General features: G+C 67.4%; 21 protein-coding genes. 11 read left to right on the plus strand and 10 right to left on the minus strand.

Annotation, left to right across the window (positions count from 1 at the left end; translation table 11 throughout):
* Window positions 1-106 precede the first annotated feature (106 nt).
* Genes thrC through DSD19_RS00685 form a run of 3 tightly spaced genes read left to right on the plus strand, consistent with a single transcriptional unit; the run spans window position 107 to window position 3,347 of the window.
* Entirely contained in the window at window positions 107-1,498 is a 1,392-nt protein-coding gene (thrC, locus tag DSD19_RS00675) for a threonine synthase (RefSeq protein ID WP_113668179.1), read from the plus strand.
* On the plus strand, window positions 1,495-2,757 hold the full coding sequence (locus tag DSD19_RS00680; RefSeq protein WP_113668180.1) for a pitrilysin family protein: 1,263 nt from the start codon (window positions 1,495-1,497) through the stop codon (window positions 2,755-2,757). Before thrC ends, DSD19_RS00680 begins: the two co-directional genes overlap by 4 nt.
* The gene (locus DSD19_RS00685; protein WP_075786224.1) at window positions 2,757-3,347 is read left to right on the plus strand and encodes a GNAT family N-acetyltransferase; all 591 of its coding nucleotides are present in this window, start codon (window positions 2,757-2,759) and stop codon (window positions 3,345-3,347) included. The genes DSD19_RS00680 and DSD19_RS00685 overlap by 1 nt, the downstream gene beginning before the upstream one ends.
* An 18-nt stretch (window positions 3,348-3,365) precedes the next feature.
* Here DSD19_RS00685 and DSD19_RS00690 read toward each other — a convergent pair whose 3' ends face one another.
* Entirely contained in the window at window positions 3,366-4,154 is a 789-nt protein-coding gene (locus tag DSD19_RS00690; protein ID WP_075786223.1) for a TylF/MycF/NovP-related O-methyltransferase, read from the minus strand.
* Window positions 4,155-4,295: 141 nt separating this feature from the next.
* Between DSD19_RS00690 and DSD19_RS00695 the strand changes: the two genes are divergently transcribed.
* Window positions 4,296-5,111 (plus strand): MBL fold metallo-hydrolase, encoded by an 816-nt coding sequence (locus DSD19_RS00695; protein WP_113668181.1) that lies wholly within the window; start codon window positions 4,296-4,298, stop codon window positions 5,109-5,111.
* Between the two features lie 63 nt (window positions 5,112-5,174).
* Window positions 5,175-6,593, plus strand: coding sequence for an FAD-binding oxidoreductase (locus DSD19_RS00700; RefSeq protein WP_113668182.1), 1,419 nt, complete (start codon window positions 5,175-5,177; stop codon window positions 6,591-6,593).
* A gap of 118 nt (window positions 6,594-6,711) precedes the next feature.
* Here the strand turns inward: DSD19_RS00700 and DSD19_RS00705 are convergent, their stop codons facing one another.
* Window positions 6,712-7,251, minus strand: coding sequence for an adenine phosphoribosyltransferase (locus tag DSD19_RS00705; RefSeq protein ID WP_075786220.1), 540 nt, complete (start codon window positions 7,249-7,251; stop codon window positions 6,712-6,714).
* A 330-nt stretch (window positions 7,252-7,581) separates the two neighbouring features.
* Between DSD19_RS00705 and DSD19_RS21570 the strand changes: the two genes are divergently transcribed.
* Complete coding sequence (locus tag DSD19_RS21570; protein WP_165828009.1) at window positions 7,582-7,752, plus strand: hypothetical protein; 171 nt, start codon at window positions 7,582-7,584, stop codon at window positions 7,750-7,752.
* 122 nt (window positions 7,753-7,874) lie between these two features.
* On the plus strand, window positions 7,875-8,831 hold the full coding sequence (locus DSD19_RS00710) for a calcium/sodium antiporter (protein ID WP_113668183.1): 957 nt from the start codon (window positions 7,875-7,877) through the stop codon (window positions 8,829-8,831).
* A gap of 63 nt (window positions 8,832-8,894) precedes the next feature.
* Here the strand turns inward: DSD19_RS00710 and DSD19_RS00715 are convergent, their stop codons facing one another.
* Window positions 8,895-9,767 (minus strand): S-methyl-5'-thioadenosine phosphorylase, encoded by an 873-nt coding sequence (locus DSD19_RS00715; protein WP_113668184.1) that lies wholly within the window; start codon window positions 9,765-9,767, stop codon window positions 8,895-8,897.
* A 131-nt stretch (window positions 9,768-9,898) separates the two neighbouring features.
* Window positions 9,899-10,504, minus strand: coding sequence for a flavin reductase family protein (locus DSD19_RS00720; protein ID WP_075786217.1), 606 nt, complete (start codon window positions 10,502-10,504; stop codon window positions 9,899-9,901).
* A 72-nt stretch (window positions 10,505-10,576) separates the two neighbouring features.
* Between DSD19_RS00720 and DSD19_RS00725 the strand changes: the two genes are divergently transcribed.
* From DSD19_RS00725 to DSD19_RS00740, 4 genes are all read left to right on the plus strand, one after another.
* Entirely contained in the window at window positions 10,577-11,068 is a 492-nt protein-coding gene (locus tag DSD19_RS00725) for a GNAT family N-acetyltransferase (RefSeq protein ID WP_075786216.1), read from the plus strand.
* Between the two features lie 206 nt (window positions 11,069-11,274).
* Window positions 11,275-12,372, plus strand: coding sequence for a redox-regulated ATPase YchF (ychF, locus tag DSD19_RS00730; protein WP_113668185.1), 1,098 nt, complete (start codon window positions 11,275-11,277; stop codon window positions 12,370-12,372).
* An 85-nt stretch (window positions 12,373-12,457) separates the two neighbouring features.
* Complete coding sequence (gene aroQ, locus DSD19_RS00735; RefSeq protein WP_113668186.1) at window positions 12,458-12,892, plus strand: type II 3-dehydroquinate dehydratase; 435 nt, start codon at window positions 12,458-12,460, stop codon at window positions 12,890-12,892.
* A gap of 134 nt (window positions 12,893-13,026) precedes the next feature.
* Window positions 13,027-15,540, plus strand: coding sequence for a cation:proton antiporter (locus tag DSD19_RS00740; RefSeq protein ID WP_113668187.1), 2,514 nt, complete (start codon window positions 13,027-13,029; stop codon window positions 15,538-15,540).
* Between the two features lie 203 nt (window positions 15,541-15,743).
* Here the strand turns inward: DSD19_RS00740 and DSD19_RS00745 are convergent, their stop codons facing one another.
* The 6 genes from DSD19_RS00745 to DSD19_RS00770 all read right to left on the minus strand — a co-directional run bounded on the left by DSD19_RS00745 (window position 15,744) and on the right by DSD19_RS00770 (window position 20,871).
* Window positions 15,744-17,471: an ABC transporter substrate-binding protein gene (locus DSD19_RS00745; protein ID WP_113668188.1), complete on the minus strand. Its 1,728-nt coding sequence runs from the start codon at window positions 17,469-17,471 to the stop codon at window positions 15,744-15,746.
* A gap of 96 nt (window positions 17,472-17,567) precedes the next feature.
* Window positions 17,568-17,840, minus strand: coding sequence for a DUF2160 domain-containing protein (locus DSD19_RS00750; protein WP_113668189.1), 273 nt, complete (start codon window positions 17,838-17,840; stop codon window positions 17,568-17,570).
* 4 nt (window positions 17,841-17,844) lie between these two features.
* On the minus strand, window positions 17,845-18,072 hold the full coding sequence (locus tag DSD19_RS00755) for a DUF1413 domain-containing protein (RefSeq protein ID WP_075786210.1): 228 nt from the start codon (window positions 18,070-18,072) through the stop codon (window positions 17,845-17,847).
* A complete protein-coding gene (locus tag DSD19_RS00760) occupies window positions 18,072-18,914 on the minus strand; it encodes a carbohydrate ABC transporter permease (RefSeq protein WP_075786209.1) in 843 nt (280 codons plus the stop codon). Before DSD19_RS00760 ends, DSD19_RS00755 begins: the two co-directional genes overlap by 1 nt.
* Complete coding sequence (locus tag DSD19_RS00765; RefSeq protein ID WP_075786208.1) at window positions 18,914-19,786, minus strand: carbohydrate ABC transporter permease; 873 nt, start codon at window positions 19,784-19,786, stop codon at window positions 18,914-18,916. The genes DSD19_RS00760 and DSD19_RS00765 overlap by 1 nt, the downstream gene beginning before the upstream one ends.
* Window positions 19,786-20,871 carry an ABC transporter ATP-binding protein gene (locus DSD19_RS00770; RefSeq protein ID WP_113668257.1) on the minus strand — a complete coding sequence of 362 codons (1,086 nt, stop codon included), beginning with the start codon at window positions 20,869-20,871 and terminating at the stop codon, window positions 19,786-19,788. Before DSD19_RS00770 ends, DSD19_RS00765 begins: the two co-directional genes overlap by 1 nt.
* Between the last annotated feature and the right edge of the window lie 3 nt (window positions 20,872-20,874).

The following is a 20,874-nucleotide window of genomic DNA, read 5'->3' on the forward strand; positions in this document are numbered from 1 at the left end:
ACCCCTCGCCCTGCGTCGCTTCCCCGATCGTCGGTGGGCCGCGCCGCGGGGTGACATGGCCCGGCGTCTGGCGTATCACGCGTCAGGTTGAGGGAAAGAGCAGTCAATGCGTTATGTGTCGACCCGGGGGCAGGCCCCGGTCCTGAGTTTCGAAGAGGCAATGCTGACCGGGCTGGCCCGTGACGGCGGGCTGTACGTGCCCGAGACCGTGCCCACGATGACCCCCGAGGCCATCGCCGCGCTTGCCGGGCTTTCCTATGAAGAGGCCGCGTTCCGGGTGATGCGCCCCTTCGTGGGCGACACGTTCACCGACGCGGACTTCGAGGCGATCATCGCCCGCGCCTATGCGGGTTTTACCCACGCCGCCCGCGCGCCGCTGGCCCAGATCGGCCCGAACCAGTTCCTGCTGGAGCTGTTCCACGGGCCTACGCTGGCCTTCAAGGATTTCGCGATGCAGCTGATCGGCCAGCTGTTCCAGGCGGCGCTCGAACGCTCGGGCCAGCGGGTGACCATCGTCGGGGCAACCTCGGGCGATACCGGCTCGGCTGCCATCGAGGCCTTCCGCGGCCTGTCCAATGTCGATGTCTTCATCCTCTTCCCCGAGGGCCGGGTCTCGGAGGTGCAGCGGCGCCAGATGACCACCCCCGCCGAGGACAATGTCCATGCGCTGGCCTTGAAGGGCGACTTCGACGATTGCCAGGCGCGGCTGAAGGACATGTTCAACCATTTCGAGTTCCGCGACGCGGTCGGGCTTGCGGGCGTCAACTCGATCAACTGGGCGCGGGTGCTGGCCCAGGTCGTCTATTACTTCACCTCTGCCGTCAGCCTGGGCGCGCCGCACCGCCCGGTCCGCTTCACCGTGCCGACCGGCAATTTCGGCGACATCTTCGCGGGCTATATCGCACAGCGCATGGGCCTGCCCGTCGAGAAGCTGGTGATCGCCACCAACCAGAACGACATCCTGCACCGGGCGCTGACGGGTGGGGCCTATGAAACGAAGGGCGTCGCGCCCTCGATCAGCCCGTCGATGGACATTCAGGTGTCCTCGAACTTCGAGCGCGCCTTGTTCGAGGCCTATGGCCGCGACGGTGCCGCCGTGGCGGGCCAGATGGAGGATCTGAAGGCGAAGGGCGGGTTCGCCATCAGCCAGGGCGCGCTGGAATTCCTGCGCGAGACCTTTGCCTCGGGGCGTGCCTCCGAGGCCGAGACCACCGACACGATCCGCGCGACCTTCGCCGCGACCGGGCTGACGATCTGCCCGCATACGGCGGTCGGCGTGAAGGTGGCGGCCGACCAGCCCGCCTCGGCCGCGCCGATGGTGACGCTCGCGACGGCGCACCCCGCGAAATTCCCCGATGCGGTCGAGGCCGCCACCGGCGCGCGGCCCCCCCTTCCCAAGTCGATGGCCGATCTGTATGACCGGCCGGAACGGGTGAGCCCGGTCGAGAACGACCTTGCCGCCCTCGAAGCCCTCATCAATGAAAGGCGCAAGCGTTGAGCGTCGAGCTGCACAGGCTGCCAAACGGATTTCGTATCGTGACCGAACGGATGCCCGGTCTGAAATCCGCGGCCATCGGGATCTGGATCATGGCCGGCGGGCGCGACGAGCAGCCCGAGGAAAACGGCATCGCCCATTTCCTGGAACATATGGCCTTCAAGGGCACCGAAAAGCGCACGACGCTTCAGATCGCCGAGGCGATCGAGGATGTGGGCGGCTATATCAACGCCTATACCTCGCGCGAGATGACCGCCTATTACGCCCGGGTGCTGGAAGCCGACGTGCCGCTGGCGCTTGATGTGCTGGCCGACATTCTGGTGAACCCGCTTTTCGCCGAGGACGAAATCGAGGTCGAGCGCGGCGTGATCCTGCAGGAAATCGGGCAGGTGCTCGACACGCCCGACGACGTGATCTTCGACTGGCTGCAAGAGGTCGCCTATCCCGCTCAGGCTCTGGGCCGCTCGATCCTCGGCCCCGTCGAACGGGTGCGGGGCTTTACCCGCGAGGATCTTTTCCGTTTCATCGGCACCCATTACACGCCCGACCGGATGATCCTTGCTGCCGCGGGCGCTGTCGATCACGCCGAGATCGTGCGTCTGGCCGAGGCGTTGTTCGCGGGCCAGACACCGTCCGCGCGCGGCCTGCTGGAGCCCGCACGGTTCGCCGGAGGCGAGCGGCGCGAGATCAAGCCGCTGGAACAGGCGCATATGGCGCTGGCCTTCGAATGCCCCGGCTATCGCGATCCGGGCATCTATACCGCGCAGGTCTTCTCGACCGCGCTGGGGGGCGGCATGTCCTCGCGGCTGTTCCAGGAACTGCGCGAGAAACGCGGCCTGTGCTATACCGTCTTCGCCCAGACCGGCGCTTATGCCGATACCGGGATGCTGACGCTTTATGCGGGCACCAGCGCCGAACAGGTCGGGCCGATGGCCGAGCTGACCATGGCCGAACTGGCCCGCGCCGCCCAGGACATGACCCCCGCCGAGGTGGCGCGCGCCCGGGTGCAGATGAAGGCGGGGCTGCTGATGGGGCTGGAAAGCCCGTCCAACCGGGCCGAGCGGCTGGCGCGGCTGGTCTCGATCTGGGACCGCGTGCCCGGGGTCGAGGAGACGGTCGCCAATATCGACGCGGTCACCACCGGCGATGTGCGCGAATTCGCGGCCCGGCTGGCCGGATCCGCCCGTCCGGCGCTGGCCCTTTACGGCCCCGTCTCGGGGGCACCGGCGCTTGACGCGCTGCAAGGCAGGCTCGCCGCCTGATGCTGGGGTTCAGGCGCAAGGTCCGGATCGAGACCGAGCGCATGACCCTGCGCCCCCCGGTTCACGCCGATTTCCGGCCCTGGGCGATGCTGAGGGCCGAGAGCATGGGCTTTCTCACGCCCTGGGAGCCGACCTGGTCGCCCGACCATCTGTCGCGCAAGGCCTTCACCAACCGGGTCTACTGGGCGCAGCGGGCGCTGGGCACAGGGTCGGCGGTGCCGCTTTTCCTGTTTCGCCAGTCGGACGATGCGCTGCTGGGCGCGATCACGCTTGACAACATCCGGCGCGGCCCCTCGCAGTCGGGCACGCTCGGCTACTGGATCGGCGAATGCCATGCCCGCCACGGCTATATGCGCGAGGCGATCGAGGCTCTGGTGCAGTACGCCTTCACCCACAAGGATCTGAGCCGGATCGAGGCCGCCTGCCTGCCCGAGAACGCCGCCTCGCGCGGGGTGCTGGAAAAATGCGGCTTCAAATACGAAGGCGTCGCCCAGAGCTATCTGCAGATCAACGGGCGCTGGCGCAACCATGTGCTTTATTCGAACCTTCGCCGCGACCGGCGCGGCCGGACCGAGACCGGTCTGGCCTGAGGCCGTCCGGCACGGGGCCTAGCGTTTCAGGACCAGCCCCTGACCGGTCGGCAGCGGGAAGACCCGGTAGTTCCGCGCGTCGAACCACGGGTCCTCGGCCAGTTTCTGCGGACGGTAGCCCATCGACCATTCGTAATCGTCGAGAATGACGATGCCACCGGGCACCACCCGGTCGAACAGCATCTCCAGCGCGGCAAGTTCCGCTCCGACCTGGTTGAGGTCGAGATGCAGGTAGGAGATCTTCTGCGGCGCCTCGGCCCGCAGGACCTCGGGGATGCGGCCGCGCACGATCCGCACCGTCGGATAGCCCGCGAACCGTGCCTGTACCTGGGCGTGAAGGTCCGGCCCGTGTTCGGGCATCGCGTGATGCGGGTCGCTGTCGTCATGTTCGAAAAGGTCGTAAGCCCAGAACTGGCGCGGGAATTCCGGCCCGCCCAGGTAGTCGACCACGACCTTGACCGCGGTGCCGCGATAGCAGCCGCATTCGACGAAGTCGCCCTCGATCTGGACCGCGTGATAGCCCGCGCAGGCCAGGATATACCGCCGCCAGACCGTGGCCTGGTCGATCGCGTGATCGCCCAGATTGCCCTGCCAGGCGGTCATGAAGGGCTGGTCGTCGAACATCGAGTTGTTGCGCCCCCAGCTGAGGAAATTGTCGGCGAAATGGACGCCGCCCGCCATCCGCTTGGCCATCGCCCGGGCGAAGGCGGCGATCTCGTCGGCATCGGTGATGCCCCAGAAGACCGGAACGAAGAAATCCTGCACGACATGGGGGTCGGCTGGGGGTGTGAGTTTCGGCAGTTGCATGAGAACCCTCTGCGCCTGGCCGGACGTGCTGTCCGGGCCTCGGCGCAGATAGCCACGCTTGCATTGATGCTGCGTAAATCGGAATGCCCGGGCGTGACCGGCGCAGGCCGGGCGCTATTTTCCGGGCGGGAGGTGCATGCCATGCTGCGATCTTGCCTGATCCTGCTTGCGGTCCTGACCGCCTCGTCCGCCACTGCCGAGGGCCGGCGGCTCAGCCATTGCATCGCCATCGCCGATGCGGCCCCCGGCATCGCCTATCTGCACCGCGCGTCCTTCGGCACGCCGCTCGGCGAGAACACGGTGCGGCTGACCTTCGTCGATCACGCGACCTTTCTGCTCGAGACGCCGGGCGGTCTGGTGGCGGCGACCGATTATACCGGCTATCTCGGCCCGATGCAGGTCACCCCTGACGTTGTGACCATGAACAATGCCCACGAGACCCATTTCACCGCCTTCCCCGACCCGGCCATTTCCCATGTGCTTGAAGGCTGGGCCAGGGGCGGGGGCGCGGCCGATCATCACCTCGATCTGGGCGAGATGCTGGTGCGCAACGTGCCGACCGACATTCGCGGCCATGACAGCGGGGCGGTGCACCCGAACGGCAATTCGATCTTCGTCTTCGAGGTGGCGGGGCTTTGCATCGGGCATCTGGGGCACCTGCACCACATCCCGGACGAGGCGCAGTTCGCGGCGCTCGGGCGGCTCGACGTGGTGATGGCGCCGGTCGACGGGCGGCTGACGCTGGACCTGCCCTCGATGATCGCGGTGCTGACCCGGCTGAAAAGCTCGGTGGTGATCCCGATGCACTGGTTCGGTCCCCGGACGCTCGACCGCTTTCTGGCCGGAATGGCGGACGAGTTCGCGGTGACCCGGCCGGGCACCTCGTCGCTGGAGGTCTCGCTCCGCACGCTGCCCGCGCGTCCGACCGTCGCGGTATTGGAGCCGCTGTCGGACTGACGTCTCCGACCGACTTGCCAGCGGGCGTCCGGCCATGCTTCACCGGGGGGGAAAGGACCGCCCATGCTGAACCCCGTCACCGCCGCCTTTGCCGCCGATCTGCGCACCCGCCTGCCCGCCGCCGTCTTCCGAGAACTGACGCCCGCCTATCTCGAAGAGCCGCGCGGCCGGTTCCGGGGGCAGGGAGGGCTGTTGCTGGCGCCCGGCCGGGTCGAGGAGGCGGCCGAGATCGTGCGCGCCTGTGCCGCCGCGCGGGTCGGGATCGTGCCCTATGGCGGCGGGACCGGGCTTGTCGGCGGGCAGATCCTGGAAGAGGGTCCCGCGCCGGTCATCGTCACGCTGGACCGGATGCGGGCCATTCGCGCGGTCCATGCCGACGAGAATGTGCTGGTCGCCGAGGCGGGCTGCATCCTGACCGAAGTGCAGGACGCGGCCGAGGCGGCGGGGCGGCTGTTTCCGCTGTCGCTGGCCTCCGAGGGGTCGGCGCGCATCGGTGGGCTGCTGTCGACCAATGCCGGGGGTGTCAATGTCCTGCGCTACGGCAATGCGCGCGATCTCTGCCTCGGGATCGAGGCGGTGCTGCCCGACGGGTCGATCCTGAAGGGGCTCAAACGGCTCCGGAAGGATAATACCGGTTACGATCTGCGGCACCTTCTGATCGGGGCCGAGGGTACGCTGGGCCTGATCACCGCGGCAGCGCTGAAACTGGCGCCCCGGCCTGCGAGGACGGGCGCGGCGCTTCTGGCGGTGCGCGATCCGGCGGCGGCGCTGGCGCTTCTGGCCCTGGCGCGGGACCGTGTGGGCGAGGGGGTCTCGGCCTTCGAGCTGATCCACCGCGCCGGGTTCGACTTCCTCGCCGAGACCCTGCCCGACCTGCGCCGTCCCTTTGCCGATCCGCCGGACTGGACGGTGCTGATCGACCTCGGGCTCGGTGCCGGACAGGACCCGGGCGCGGCGCTCGAGGGCCTTTTCGCCGAGGCCTTCGAGGCGGGGCTGGTCTCGGACGGTCTGGTGGCGCAGTCCGAGGCGCAGCGGCACGATTTCTGGATGGTGCGCGAATCGATTCCGCAGGCCAATCGGCGGATCGGGGCGATCTCGTCCCACGACATCTCGGTGCCGCTTTCGGCGATCCCCGACTTCATCGCCGCGGCCGGACCCGCGCTGGCCCGGATCGGCCGCTTCCGGATCAACTGCTTCGGCCATCTGGGCGATGGCAACCTGCATTACAACGTCTTCCCGATGCCGGGCGAGACCCGGGCCGATCACGAGCCGCGCCGCGGCGCCATCAAGCGTTGCGTCCACGATCTGGTGGCCTCCTTCGACGGCTCGGTCAGCGCCGAACACGGGATCGGGCGGATGAAGGTCGAGGATCTGGAACGCTACGGCGATCCGGCGCGGCTGGCGGCGATGCGGGCGATCAAGGCCGCGCTCGATCCCGCCGGGATCATGAACCCGGGGGCGGTGCTGCGGGCCCTGTCCTGATCTCGCGCGCGGACGGCACGGTCGCGTCGTGGGTATTTTCGCCAAGAAGAAGCCGACGTTCTTTTCTTCTTGGCAGAAATACCCTGGGGGTCCGGGGGCAACGCCCCCGGCGCCGTCGTCAGGCGCCCTCGTAGGCGCAGAGCGTATGCACGTCCATCCCCATCTCTTCCAGCCGCTTGCGGCCGCCGAGATCGGGCAGGTCGACGATGAAGGCGCAGCCGATCACCTCGGCGCCAAGCCGTTCGCACAGCTTGATGCCTGCCTCGCAGGTGCCGCCGGTGGCCAGGAGATCGTCGACGATCAGCACCTTTTCTCCCGGAGCCAGCGCGTCGTCATGGATCTCGACCACCGCCTCGCCATATTCAAGCTTGTATTCCTCGGCGATGGTTGCGGCCGGAAGCTTGCCTTTCTTGCGGATCGGCACGAAGCCCTTGGAAAGCTGGTGGGCGATGGCGCCGCCAAGGATGAAGCCGCGCGCCTCGAGCCCCACGACCTTGTCGATCTGCGCCCCGGCATAGGGGTTCAGCAACTGGTCGATGGCCATCCGAAACCCGCGCGGATCGGCGAAAAGCGTGGTCACGTCGCGAAACATGATCCCCTCATGGGGGAAATCGACGATGGTACGGATATAGTCCTTGACGCTGCTGCTGGCGATCATCCCGGGGGCCCTCTGCTTCAGATCCTTCGGGCCCCGGTTCTGGCGCAAGGCTGTGCCCCCCGCAAGGGCGTGGTTTGACGCAAGCCCCGGGTCGGCTGCGACGGATCAGCTGCGCGAGGTCATGAAATAGCGGTAGAACCGGTCGGAAATCCAGTTGAGATGCGGTTTGCGCCAGTCCATCCGGTCCCGCGTCAACAGGGTCTGCGCGACATGAAGATTCATTTTTCCAATCCCTTCCCGTTTTTCTCTTGTGGATGCGTGCCCGCTTGAGGTTAATAGAAAATGTATATACATCGCCTAGGCAAAAATCAATGGCGGCGTGAGGTCCGGATGGGGAAGAAGGGCAGCAAGAAGGACAGTCAGCTGGTGTTGCGGCTCGACAAGGACGAGCGCGAGGAATTCGTCGCGCTCTGCAAGGCGCTCGATACCAGCGCGGCGCGCGAAATCCGGGCCTTTATCCGGAAATTCGTGCGCGAGAACGGTTCCGAGCCGCGAAAGTAGCGGCGCCGCGCCAAAGACCGCGCCTTGCGCCCCTTGAAGGGGACGCGGCGCCATCCTAGGTCGGCTGCGCTGCGCCCCGGGTCCGGGCGCGGTCGGCGGGGTCGGGGCCTTGGAGTTTTCCCTTGGATATCGTTCTGGTCCTGGCCGGGCTCGCGGCGCTGATCGCGGGCGGCGAGCTTCTGGTGCGCGGCGCGGTCGCGCTGGCCCGGCGCTTCGGCGTGTCGCCGATGATCATCGGGCTGACCTTCGTCGGGTTCGGCACCTCGACGCCCGAACTGGTGACGAGCCTGCAGGCGGCGCTGACCGGTGCGCCCGACATTGCCCTTGGCAATGTCGTCGGCAGCAATATCGGCAATATCCTTCTCATTCTGGGACTTGCGGCGCTGGTGCGGCCGATGCGGGTCTGTCCGGCCGCGCTGCGGCGCGACGGCGGCGCGCTGGCGCTTGCGACCGGCCTTGCCGTGCTGGCGATGCTGGGCGGCGCGCTGGGGCGCGGCGCCGGAGCGGCGGGGCTGGCGCTGCTGGTGGCCTATCTTGCTTACACGATCTGGCAGGAGCGGCGGGCCACGACCGCAGCCGGGGAGGTTTACGAGGCCGAGGCCGACACGCTCGGCCCGCTGGACCGGCCCTGGACAGCCCTGCCGGTGTTGGCGCTTGGGCTGGGGCTGACGCTGGCCGGGGCCAAGCTTCTGGTGGCGGGGGCTGTGGCGCTTGCGGCCGCGGCGGGCCTGTCCGAGGCGGCGATCGGGTTGACCGTGGTCGCCATCGGCACCTCGATGCCCGAGCTTGTCACCTCGCTGATGGCGGCCCGGCGGGGCGAAAGCGGTGTTGCCATCGGCAATGTCATCGGCAGCAACATCTTCAACCTTCTGGGCATTCTTGGCGTGACCGCGCTGGTGCAGCCGCTGGCTGTGGCCGAACGGATCGCCGGGTTCGATGTCTGGGTGATGCTGGCGGCCACGGTCGGGCTGATCCTCGTGGCCTGGACCGGCGGGCGGATCACGCGGGCCGAGGGGGCGGTGCTGGCGATCTGCTATGGCGTCTATATGACGACACTTCTGCTGACCGCGGCGGCCTGAGTGCACTGCAGTCAGGGGCGCGCATGCCCGGCCGCGCGGACCGGGCATGGCGTGACTGGCGTCTCAGTGGCCGAGCACGCGGCCCGCGACCGCATCCAGCCGGGCCAGCAGCGCCGGGTCGCGCTTTTCGGGGGCGGTGATCAGCGCATGGTCAAGCGCGGTGTCGCAGCCCTTTTCGCAGGGCTTGTGGGCGCCCAGCAGCCGGGGCAGGCGGCTGACCATGCCGCGCGCCTTTTCGGCATTGCCGATCAGCGTCTTGACGATATCGGCCACCTCGACCGCATCGTGATCGGGATGCCAGCAGTCGTAATCGGTGACCATCGCGATCGAGGCATAGCAAAGCTCGGCCTCGCGGGCGAGCTTGGCCTCGGGCATGTTGGTCATGCCGATCACGTCGCAGCCCCAGTTTTCGCGATAGAGCTTCGACTCGGCCAGCGTCGAGAATTGCGGACCTTCCATCGCCAGATAGGTCCCGCCGCTATGCACGGTGATGCCCTCGTCGCGCGCGGCCTGCAGGCAGGCGGCCGACAGCCGGGCGCAGGTCGGATGGGCCATGCTGACATGGGCCACGCAGCCCTCGCCGAAGAAGCTTTTCTCGCGGGCGATGGTGCGATCGACGAACTGGTCGACCACGACGAATTCGCCCGGCGCGAAATCCTCGCGGAAAGAGCCGCAGGCCGAGACCGAGACGACATCGGTGGCGCCGATCCGTTTCAGCGCGTCGATATTGGCGCGGTAGGGCACCGAGGTCGGCGAATGCACATGGCCGCGGCCATGGCGCGGCAGGAAGGCCATCTTAATTCCGTCGAGCGTGCCGGTCAGGATCTCGTCCGAGGGTTTGCCCCACGGGGTGTCCACCGCCTGCCAACGCGCGTCCTCAAGCCCGTCGATGTCGTAGACGCCCGAGCCGCCAATCACCGCGATCATTCGTTCCATGTCATCCGTCCCTCTTTTTTGGTTCTGGCATGCCGACGCCCTTTTAAGCGTCTCGTTCCGGAATGGAAACGGCGCCGAGGCCGCATGTCCGTCAATTCGACGGATGGCATGCCGGTTTATTTCGTCCGGTCTCAGTCGCCGGGACGCTTCAGTTCGAAGGTGTCGCGCACCACGGCATAATCGCGATAGCCGAGCCGGGCGAGCGGCCGGAACCGGGTGACCTCGAAGCGGCCGTCGACCAGGCAGTCGTCGCGCAGATGGATGCCGGTGACCTCGCCGAAGACGGCGAAATTGGCCGCCCCCGGCAAAGGCACGATCCGGGTCAGCCGGCATTCCAGCGCGGCCGGTGCTCCGGCCACCCGCGAACAGGCGATGGTCTCGCAAGGGGCGCGGGCGATCCCGGCGAGGGCGAATTCGTCGGTCTCGCGCGGGGCGGGGGCCGAGGTCGCGTTCATCGCATCGGTGGCGGCCTCCTCGACGATCATGACGCAGAAGACGCCGGTGTCGCGGATATTGGCCACGCTGTCCTTGGTGCCGTCGCGATCCGGCTTGGTCGAGGTCGAGGCGAACATCACCTGGGGCGGCTCGTAGGCCACGGCATTGAAGAAGGAATAGGGCGCGAGGTTGTCGCGGCCCGCGCCGTCGCGGGTCGAGATCCAGCCGATGGGCCGGGGGGCGACGATGGCGCCGAACGGGTTGTGCGGCAGGCCGTGGCCGGCTTCGGGGCGGTAGAACATGGCGGTCCTCTCGGGCATTTCCCCCGGCATAACCTCGTGCTAGGGCCGGTTCCAGCAACAAGGGAGAGCGCGGTGATCCGGGTGGCGGAAGAAACGGCCGAGGACTGGTGGGACGTCGAGGCGCTTTACGACCTCTGTTTCGCGCCGGGGCGCACGGCGCTGTCGTCCTACCGCCTGCGGGACGGGGTGCCGCCGGTCGCGGCGCTGTGCCTGACCGCGCGGGACGGGGTCGGCATTCTGGCGGCGGCGATCCGCTACTGGCCGATCCGGATCGGCGAGGTCGGGGCGCTGCTTCTGGGGCCGGTCGCGGTGCACCCGACGCGTCAGGGTGAGGGGCTCGGCGCGCTTCTGATCCGCGACTCGCTGGCGCGGGCCGAGGCGCTGGGGGTGGAACGGGTGATGCTGGTGGGCGACGCGCCCTATTATGCGCGGTTCGGGTTCACGAAGCTCGACGCGGTCGAGATGCCGCCGCCCACGAACCCCGAGCGGGTTCTCGGGATCGCGCTGTCTCCCGGCGCCTGGGACGGGGTGGCTGGCCTCGTGACGCGCGCGGCTTCGGACTGACTGCGATTGGGCGAGGGCCGGTTTGGGCGGGGCCCCAATTCTTCTGCGAAGAATTGCGCCCGGGTCCGGCCGTTGGCGACGGCTCCCGGCTGGCGATTGGGCCGGACTAACCGGTCGGTGGGAGGATCCGGCCCGACGGGGACGCTTGACGGGCGGGGTCCGCGCCCCCTACATGCGCGCGGACCCAAGCCAGGAGAGACGGGATCATGGGCTTCAAGACCGGCATCGTCGGCCTGCCGAACGTCGGCAAGTCGACCCTTTTCAACGCGCTGACCCGCACCGCGGCGGCGCAGGCGGCGAATTTCCCGTTCTGCACCATCGAGCCCAACGTGGGCGAGGTCGCCGTTCCCGACCCGCGTCTCGACAAGCTGGCGGCAATCGCGGGCTCGAAGCAGATCATCCCGACCCGCATGACCTTCGTCGACATCGCGGGGCTGGTGAAGGGCGCCTCGAAGGGCGAGGGGCTCGGCAACCAGTTCCTGGCCAATATCCGCGAATGCGATGCCATCGCCCATGTGCTGCGCTGCTTCGAGGATGGCGACGTCACCCATGTCGAGGGCCGGGTCGATCCGGTCGCCGATGCCGAGGTGATCGAGACCGAGCTGATGATCGCCGACATGGAATCGATCGAGAAGCGTCTGCAGGGGCTCGTCCGCAAGGTGCGTGGCGGCGACAAGGAGGCGGTCCAGCAGGAGCGCCTGCTGAAGGCCGCGCTCAATGCCCTGAACGCGGGCCGCCCCGCCCGGACCGTCGCGGTCGCCGAGGACGATGCCAGGGCCTGGGGCATGCTGCAGCTTCTGACCGCCAAGCCCGTGCTCTACGTCTGCAACGTCGCCGAGGACGAGGCCGCGTCCGGCAATGCCTTCTCGGCCGCCGTGGCGGCCATGGCCGAGGCGGAGGGCGCGGCCAGCGTCGTGATCTCGGCCAAGATCGAGGAAGAGATCAGCCAGCTCGATCCCGAGGAGGCCGAGGTCTTTCTGGAAGAGCTTGGGCTGGAGGAAGCCGGCCTCGACCGGCTGATCAAGGCGGGCTACGGGCTTCTGGGGCTCGAGACCTATTTCACCGTCGGCCCCAAGGAGGCCCGCGCCTGGACGATCCCCGTGGGCACCTCGGCGCCGAAGGCCGCGGGCGTCATTCATGGCGATTTCGAGCGCGGCTTCATCCGGGCCGAGACCATCGCCTTTGGCGATTTCATCGCCCATGGCGGCGAGCAGGGGGCGAAGGACGCGGGCAAGATGCGCTCGGAAGGCAAGGGCTATGTCGTCCAGGACGGCGACGTGATGCACTTCCTCTTTAATACCTGAGCCCTCAAGCCGGACCGGGCGGGGCGGCCTTTTCGGCCGCGCCCATCCGCGCTAGAGAGATGAGGCGCGGTTTCGGGAGCCTCCCATGAAGACGATCCACATCCTGAACGGTCCGAACCTGAACCTGCTGGGGCAGCGCGAGCCCGAGATCTACGGCCGCGAGACGCTGGCCGATGTCGAGAGCGCCTGCGCGCGGGTGGCCGGGGAGAAGGGATTTGCCGTCGCGCTGCGGCAGTCGAATCACGAAGGGCAGATCGTCGACTGGATTCACGAGGCGCGGCAGACCGCCTGCGCCATCGTCATCAACCCGGCGGCCTACACCCATACCTCGGTCGCGATCCTCGATGCGCTGAACGCCTTCGAGGGCCCGGTGATCGAGGTGCATATCTCGAACATCCACAAGCGCGAGGCCTTCCGCCACCGGTCCTATGTCTCGCTGCGCGCCGATGGGGTCATCGCGGGCTGCGGGATCGAGGGCTACGAACTGGCTGTGCGGCGGATCTGTTCGCTTCTGGCCTGAGCGCCCCGGGTGTCGCGGCCCCGGCACGACGCCGGAGCAGGGCTGCACCTGCCGCGGCGCCCTGACGCAGCGCGGACCACACGGGTTTTCCGGGCGGCGCTTCCCCCCCTGTCGCTTTCGCCTATCTCAGAGCCATGGACATTGTCGTTCTCACCACCATTACCGCCTGCCTTTTCGTGGTCATCGCCGCGGCCGAGCCGCTGGCCGCGCGGCTGAGGCTGCCCTATGCGGTGATCCTGGCGGGTCTGGGGATGATGATCGGCGCGGGCGCCATCTTCTTCCTGCGGACCGACCTGACCGATGCGCTCAATCCGGTGGCCGAGGCGATCCTCAACCTGCCGATCCGGTCCAACGTCTTTCTTTATGTCTTCCTGCCGATGCTGCTTTTTCAGGTCACGCTGGGGATGAACCTCCGCCGCATGCTGGACGACTGGGTGCCGATCCTGATGCTGGCGGTGGTCGCGGTCGTGGTCGCGACGCTGTCGGTGGGCTATGTGCTGGCTTGGGTCAGCCCCTGGCCGATCACCGTCTGCCTGCTGATCGGCGCCATCGTTTCCACCACCGACCCCTCGGCCGTGGTCGGCATCTTCCGGTCGATCTCGGCGCCGCGGCGGCTGGCCCGCATCATCGAAGGCGAAAGCCTCCTGAATGACGCCGCCGCCATCGCGCTGTTCGGCCTGTTCATGAGCTTTGTCATGGACAACGTGCCCGACCCCGCCTTTTCCTCGGCGCTGGGGCGCTTTCCGATGCTGATCGCGGGCGGGGCCGTCACCGGCTGGGTCTGCGCGCGGGTGGCGATCTGGGCGATGACGCTGTTCCAGCGGTTCGAGCTGGCGCAGATCTCGCTGTCGGTGGCGCTGCCCTATCTGGCCTATATCCTCGCCGAGCGCAGCGTCGGCGCCTCGGGCGTGATCGCCGTGGTGGCGGCGGGCCTGACGCTGAACCTGATGGGGCCGGGGCGGCTGGCGCCCTCGGCGATGACGAACCTGCGCGAGGTCTGGGACCTGCTGGCGCATTGGGCCGGGGCGCTGATCTTCGTGCTGGCCGCGCTGCTGATCCCGCGCCTGATGGAAGAGGTGCGGCTGGACGATCTGGGCCTTGTCGCCGCTGTGGCCCTGGCGGCCATCGCGGCGCGGGTGGTGATCCTGTTCGGGCTCTTGCCGCTTCTGACCCTGCTGCGACTGTCGCCCATGGTCGAGCGGCCCTATCGCGTGGCGATCCTCTGGGGCGGTTTGCGCGGCGCGGTCACGCTCGCGCTGGCGCTGGCGGTGACCGAAAGCGTGCATGTCCCGGTCGAGGTCAAGCGCGTGGTCGGTATCCTCGCCACGGGGTTCACGCTGTTCACCCTGCTCGTGCAGGGGACGACGCTGCGGGCGGTGATCCGGCTTCTGGGGCTTGACCGGCTGTCGCCCATCGACCGGGCGCTGTCCAACCAGGTGGTGGCGGTGGCGTTGCAAACGGTGCGCGAGGACGTGGCCCGCACCACCGAAACCTATGACCTGTCGCACGATATCGTCCGGTCCGAGGCCAAGCGCTTCGGCGAGCGGTTGGACGAGGCGGTGAAGGCGGCCGATGCGGATGCCGAGATCCTGGATCGGGACCGCGTGACGCTGGGGCTGGTGGCGCTGGCCGGGGCCGAGCGGGATGGCATACTGAACCGCATCCGCGACCGCACCATCCCGCTTGGACTTGCCGAACGGATGCTGTCGAATGCCGACCGGCTGATCGAGGGCGCGCGCACCGGCGGGCGGTCAGGCTACCGGACCGCGTCGAAAGCCAGCACCGCCTATAACAGCGCGTTCCGGCTGGCGGTGGTGCTGAACAACCGGTTGCGGATCGGCGGGCCGCTGGCGCGGCTGACCGCGGACCGGTTCGAGGATCTGCTGATCCAGCGGCTGGTGCTGCACGATCTGGGCGGGTTCATCGAGGCGCGCATCCGGCGCATCCACGGACGTCGGGTGGCCGACCTGCTGCAGGAATTGCTGGAACGGCGCGACGAGGCGCTGGAAACCGCGCTGGACGGGCTGAGGCTGCAATTCCCGGGCTATGCCGAGGAACTGGAACGCCGCTTCATCCGTCGCACCGCGTTGCGGCTGGAAGAGCGCGAATACCGGTCGCTGCGCGAGGACGGGCTGATCGGAGCCGAGCTTTTCGCCGTGCTGATGCAGGAAATCGCCCGCCGCCGCGCCGCCGCCGAAGAGCGCCCGCGTCTGGATCTTGCGATGAGCAAGGCCGATCTGGTCCGGCGCTTCCCGCTTTTCGCGGGGCTCGACGAGCCCGTGCTGCGGCGGCTGGTGCGCGCGCTGGTAACCCGCCATGCCGATCCGGGCGAGGTGATCTTCCGCAAGGAGATGCCCGCGCGTTCGGTCTTCTTCATCGCCAGCGGCGCGGTCGAGATGGAGATGGCGGGCCAGATCGCGCGGCTTGGCCGGGGCGAGATGTTCGGGCAGATGGCGATCCTGACCCGCCGGCCGCGCCGGGCCGAGGTGCGGGCGATTGCCCCCTCGACGCTTCTGGTCCTCGACGAGGCGCGGTTCCGCAAGCTGCTGTCGAGCAGCCCCGCGATGCGCGAAGCGGTTCTTGAAAGCGCGGCCAGGCGCGGCATGGCCCCCGAAAAGATCCTGCCCGCCGAAGCGCCCGCCGCATAAGCACTGGCAGGGCCGCCCCCCGGAGACGGGCGGCGTTTTCGGACCGGGCTCGTTGGGCGGCCTGCAATCCCTCTGCATGGATCGGACCGGCGTCAGACGCCGGCGCGCGGCGCTGTCCGCCCCGGCCGGGGCCGGGATCTTCCCCCGCCAAACGAAAAACGCCCGGCCAGGGAAGGCCGGACGTCACGGTTATGCAAAAGGCCTCAGTTACTCCAGGATTGGATCAGATCGTCATAGGCGACGGTCTTGGGCTCTTCTTCCTCGTCGGCGAGCTTCGGCTTCGGCGCGCCGGGCTGTTCCAGCCAGTATTCCGCGTCGCGTTCTTCGTTCAGCTTCGGCCCCAGATCGCCCTGCACGCCCGCGCGTTCGAGACGGCTCAGGACCTTTTCCTGATCGGCGCAAAGCGCGTCCAGAGCCTCTTGCGGGGTCTTCGCGCCCGACATCGCATCGCCGATATTCTGCCACCAGAGCTGGGCCAGCTTCGGATAGTCGGGGATGTTGGTGCCCGTCGGCGACCACTGCACCCGGGCGGGCGAGCGGTAGAACTCGACGAGCCCGCCCAGCATGGGCGCGCGGTCGGTGAAGTGCTGCGAGTTGATGGTGGAGTCGCGGATGAAGGTCAGACCCACGTCCGATTTCTTCACATCGACCGTCTTCGAGGTGACGAACTGGGCATAAAGCCAGGCCGCCTTGGCGCGATCGACGGGCGTCGATTCCATCAGCGTCCAGGATCCGGCATCCTGATAGCCGATCTTCATGCCCTCTTCCCAATAGGCGCCATGCGGGCTGGGGGCCATCCGCCATTTCGGCGTGCCGTCCTCGTTCAGCACCGCGCCCGCGCCGTCGCCCACCATGTCGGCGGTGAAGGCCGTGTACCAGAACATCTGCTGGGCGATCTGGCCCTGGGCGGGCACCGGACCGGCCTCCGAGAAGGTCATGCCGGCAGCGGTGGGGGGCGAATATTTCTGCAGCCACTCGATGGCCTTCGTCACCGCATAGACCGCCGCGGGCGAATTGGTGGCGCCGCCGCGGGCCATGCAGGACCCCACGGGCTGGCTGTTCTCGTTCACCCGGATGCCCCATTCGTCGATCGGCAGGCCATTGGGTTCGCCCTTGTCGCCCATGCCCGCCATCGACATCCAGGCATCGGTATAGCGCCAGCCGAGCGAGGGATCCTTCTTGCCGTAATCCATGTTGCCGTAGATCTCGCCCTCGGCGCCCATGTAGGACATGTCGCGGCCGGTGAAGAACTCGGCGATGTCCTCATAGGCCGACCAGTTGACCGGGACGCCCAGATCGTAGCCGTATTTGGCCTTGAAATCCTCCATCGTCTTCGGGTCGGTGAACCAGTCGTAGCGGAACCAGTAGAGGTTCGCGAATTGCTGGTCGGGCAGCTGATACAGCTTGCCGTCCGGGCCGGTGGTGAAGCTGGTGCCGATGAAGTCGTCCAGATCGAGGCCGGGGTTCGTCACGTCGGCGCCTTCGCCCGCCATCCAGTCGGTCAGGTTGCGGGCCTGCTGATAGCGCCAATGGGTGCCGATCAGGTCGCTGTCGTTGATATAGGCATCATAGATGTTCTCGCCCGACTGCATCTGGGTCTGCAGCTTTTCGACCACGTCGCCCTCGCCGATCAGGTCATGGGTGACCTTGATGCCGGTGATCGCGCTGAAGGCCGGGGCCAGCACCTTGGATTCGTATTCATGGGTGGTGATGGTTTCCGAAACGACCTTGATCTCCATCCCCGCGAAGGGTTGGGCGGCGTCGACGAACCATTGCATCTCGGCCTCCTGATCGGCGCGCGACAGCACCGACATGTCGCCGATCTCGGCATCGAGGAAGCTGCGCGCCTCGTCCATCCCGGCCCAGGCGGGCAGCGCCAGAAGCGATAGCCCCAGCCCCAGCGCGGTTGTGCTTCGGTATCCGTGGGTCATGGTTTCCTCCCTATTGAACCCAGTATTCTTCGTGTCGTCGGGCCGTGCGTCAGCGCGGCGGGCCTCCAATCCCGCCGCCCGACCGTCCTGCGCGGGTCACACCCAGCGGAAGACGGCCGCGGCCCAGCCCGCACACAGGATCAGCGCGCCCCATTGCGGCCAGGGCGCAAGCCCCAGCCAGGCCAGATTGAGAAAGGCCGAGCCCAGCAGCGTGATGAAGAGCCGGTCGCCCCGGGTCGTCTCGATCCTGAGAACGCCCACGCGCGGGGTTTCCGGAAACCGGATCGCCAGCATGGTGAACAGCACCAGAAGCGCCGCGATCGTGGCGAAGAAGGCCGCCGTGGGCCAGGTCCAGGCCATCCAGTCCATGTGGCTACCCCGTCTTCACGTAGACATGCAGGCCGTGTTCCTTGCGGCCGGTATCCTCGATCCCGGCATAGCGGCCCTCGCGCACCGCCTGCAGGAAATCGTTGCCGATCCCCACCTTCTCGCCGATCCAGAGCGTGTCCCACCGGGCGCCTATCGCGTCGGGCAGGTGGAACTCGCCGGGCGCCAGCGCGTCGAGCGCATCCCGGATCATGGCTTCCTGATCTGCTGTCATCAAACCCTCCCGAGGGCAAAGCCCTTGGCGATGTAATTGCGCACGAAGTAGATCACGAGCGCGCCGGGCACGATGGTCAGCACACCCGCGGCGGCCAGCACGCCCCAGTCCAGTCCCGAGGCGCTGACCGTGCGTGTCATGGTAGCGGCGATGGGCTTGGCGTCCACGCTGGTCAGCGTCCGCGACAGCAGAAGCTCGACCCAGGAGAACATGAAGCAGAAGAAGGCCGCGACACCGATTCCGCTTGCGATCAGCGGCATGAAGATCTTCACGAAGAAGCGCGGGAAGGAATAGCCGTCGATATAGGCGGTCTCGTCGATCTCGCGGGGCACGCCGCGCATGAAGCCTTCGAGGATCCAGACCGCCAGCGGCACGTTGAAGAGGCAATGCGCCAGCGCCACCGCGATATGGGTGTCGAAAAGCCCGACCGAGGAATAAAGCTGGAAGAAGGGCAGGGCAAAGACCGCGGGCGGCGCCATCCGGTTCGTCAGCAGCCAGAAGAACAGGTGCTTGTCGCCGAGGAAGGTGTAGCGGCTGAAGGCATAGGCCGCGGGCAGCGCCACGGTGATCGAGATCGCCGTGTTCATCACCACGTAGATCATCGAATTGACATAGCCCATGTACCAGGACGGATCGGTCAGAATGGTCGCGTAGTTCCGGAAGGTCAGATCGCGCGGCCAGAGGCTGAAGCTGCCGAGGATCTCGGCATTGGTCTTCAGGCTCATGTTCACCAGCCAGTAGATCGGCAAGAGCAGGAACAGAAGGTAGGCCACCATCACCACGGCGCGGACATTCACCCGGGGCAGGACGCGCGAGGCGGGCAGGGCGGGGGCGTCGGCCATCACTTGCCCTCCCGTTTTTCCATGTTCACCATCACGGTGTAGAACACGTAGGACACCAGCAGGATCACCAGGAAATACATCAGCGAGAAGGCGGCGGCGGGCCCTAGGTCGAACTGCCCCAGCGCCATCTTCACCAGATCGATCGACAGGAAGGTGGTGGCATTGCCGGGGCCGCCGCCTGTCACGACGAAGGGCTCGGTGTAGATCATGAAGCTGTCCATGAACCTCAGCAGTACCGCGATCATCAGCACGCCCTGCATCTTCGGCAGCTCGATATGGCGAAAGACGGCCCAGCGGCTGGCCTGGTCGATCCGCGCCGCCTGATAATAGGCGTTCGGGATCGATTGCAGCCCCGCATAGGCCAGAAGCGCCACCAGCGAGGTCCAGTGCCAGACATCCATCACGATGACCGTGGTCCAGGCGGCGAAGAAGCCTTGCGTGTAGTTGTAATCGACCCCCAGCGCGTTCAGCGTATAGCCCAGCAGCCCGATATCCTCGCGCCCGAAGATCTGCCAGATGGTGCCGACCACGTTCCACGGGATCAGAAGCGGCAGCGCCATCAGCACCAGGCAGACCGAGGCCCAGACGCCCTTCCTGGGCATCGAGAGCGCGACGAGGATGCCCAGCGGCACCTCGATCGCGAGGATGATCCCCGAAAAGACAAGCTGACGCCCCAGCGCGTCCCACATCCGTTCGGATTCAAGCGTCTCGCGGAACCATTCGAGCCCGGCCCAGAAGAACTGGTTCTGCCCGAACGTGTCCTGCACCGAGTAGTTCACGACCGTCATCAGCGGGATCACCGCCGAGAAGGCCACCAGCACCAGCACCGGCAACACCAGGAACCAGGCCTTGTGATTGACTGTCTTTTCCATCAGGCGGCACTCCCCTGCGCCGGAGCGACCAGCCAGTCGTCGGCATAGACGTTGACGTTGGCCGGGTCGAAGACCACGCGCGCGGCATCGGCCGGAATGGCCTCGCCCTCGCTGGCGAGAATGTTGATCTCGGTCCCGAAACAGGTCGCGCGCAGGATCTTGTGGCGGCCCACATCCTCGATGCGGCTGATCCGGACCGGCAGCCCCTCATCCCTGGACAGCCGGGCGAATTCGGGTCGCACCCCGATCCGGGTGCTGCCCGCCAGCGCTCCGTAGCGGCCTCCCAGGGGCACATGGGTGCCGTTCACATAGGCCCGGTCGCCCTCGATCGTCGCGGGCAGCAGGTTCATCCCCGGCGAGCCGATGAAATAGCCCACGAAGGTATGGGCGGGCCGCTCGAACAGCTCCTGCGGCGTACCCACCTGCACCACGCGGCCGTCATGCATCACCACGACCTTGTCGGCGAAGGTCAGCGCCTCGGTCTGGTCATGGGTGACGTAGATCATCGTGTGGCCGAATTCGTGATGCAGCGATTTCAGCTGGGTCCGAAGCTCCCATTTCATATGCGGGTCGATCACCGTCAGCGGCTCGTCGAACAGAAGCGCGTTGACCTCGCGGCGCACCATTCCACGACCCAGACTGATCTTCTGCTTGGCGTCCGCCGTCAGCCCGCGCGCCTTGCGGCCCAGCTGATCCTCCATGCCGATCATCCTGGCCACCGCCTGCACCCGTTCGGCGATATAGGCCGGGTCGCGGCCCCGGTTGCGCAACGGGAAGGCCAGGTTCTCGCGCACGGTCATGGTGTCGTAGACCACGGGAAACTGGAACACCTGCGCGATGTTGCGCTGGGCGGTGGGGGCGGCGGTCATGTCGACCCCGTCGAAGAGGATGCGCCCCCGGCTGGGATGCACGAGCCCCGAGATGATGTTCAGAAGGGTGGACTTGCCGCAGCCCGAGGCGCCCAGCAGGGCATAGGCCGCCCCGTCCTCCCAGTCGAGGTTCAGCTCTTTCAGGGCATAGTCCTCGGGCGATTGCGGGGCGGGCAGGTAGGAATGGGCGAGGTGTTCCAGCGTGATCCGGGCCATGGT

Source organism: Rhodovulum sp. BSW8, assembly GCF_003314725.1.
Classification (GTDB): Bacteria; Pseudomonadota; Alphaproteobacteria; order Rhodobacterales; family Rhodobacteraceae; genus Rhodovulum; species Rhodovulum visakhapatnamense.

Coding starts and splice junctions, on each gene's coding strand:
- thrC (WP_113668179.1), top strand. CDS start 107: ATGCGTTATGTGTCGACCCGGGGGCAGGCCCCGGTCCTGAGTTTCGAA.
- DSD19_RS00685 (WP_075786224.1), top strand. CDS start 2,757: ATGCTGGGGTTCAGGCGCAAGGTCCGGATCGAGACCGAGCGCATGACC.
- DSD19_RS00690 (WP_075786223.1), bottom strand. CDS start 4,154: ATGCAACTGCCGAAACTCACACCCCCAGCCGACCCCCATGTCGTGCAG.
- DSD19_RS00695 (WP_113668181.1), top strand. CDS start 4,296: ATGCTGCGATCTTGCCTGATCCTGCTTGCGGTCCTGACCGCCTCGTCC.
- DSD19_RS00700 (WP_113668182.1), top strand. CDS start 5,175: ATGCTGAACCCCGTCACCGCCGCCTTTGCCGCCGATCTGCGCACCCGC.
- DSD19_RS00705 (WP_075786220.1), bottom strand. CDS start 7,251: ATGATCGCCAGCAGCAGCGTCAAGGACTATATCCGTACCATCGTCGAT.
- DSD19_RS21570 (WP_165828009.1), top strand. CDS start 7,582: ATGGGGAAGAAGGGCAGCAAGAAGGACAGTCAGCTGGTGTTGCGGCTC.
- DSD19_RS00715 (WP_113668184.1), bottom strand. CDS start 9,767: ATGGAACGAATGATCGCGGTGATTGGCGGCTCGGGCGTCTACGACATC.
- DSD19_RS00720 (WP_075786217.1), bottom strand. CDS start 10,504: ATGTTCTACCGCCCCGAAGCCGGCCACGGCCTGCCGCACAACCCGTTC.
- ychF (WP_113668185.1), top strand. CDS start 11,275: ATGGGCTTCAAGACCGGCATCGTCGGCCTGCCGAACGTCGGCAAGTCG.
- aroQ (WP_113668186.1), top strand. CDS start 12,458: ATGAAGACGATCCACATCCTGAACGGTCCGAACCTGAACCTGCTGGGG.
- DSD19_RS00740 (WP_113668187.1), top strand. CDS start 13,027: ATGGACATTGTCGTTCTCACCACCATTACCGCCTGCCTTTTCGTGGTC.
- DSD19_RS00745 (WP_113668188.1), bottom strand. CDS start 17,471: ATGACCCACGGATACCGAAGCACAACCGCGCTGGGGCTGGGGCTATCG.
- DSD19_RS00750 (WP_113668189.1), bottom strand. CDS start 17,840: ATGGACTGGATGGCCTGGACCTGGCCCACGGCGGCCTTCTTCGCCACG.
- DSD19_RS00755 (WP_075786210.1), bottom strand. CDS start 18,072: ATGACAGCAGATCAGGAAGCCATGATCCGGGATGCGCTCGACGCGCTG.
- DSD19_RS00760 (WP_075786209.1), bottom strand. CDS start 18,914: ATGGCCGACGCCCCCGCCCTGCCCGCCTCGCGCGTCCTGCCCCGGGTG.
- DSD19_RS00765 (WP_075786208.1), bottom strand. CDS start 19,786: ATGGAAAAGACAGTCAATCACAAGGCCTGGTTCCTGGTGTTGCCGGTG.
- DSD19_RS00770 (WP_113668257.1), bottom strand. CDS start 20,871: ATGGCCCGGATCACGCTGGAACACCTCGCCCATTCCTACCTGCCCGCC.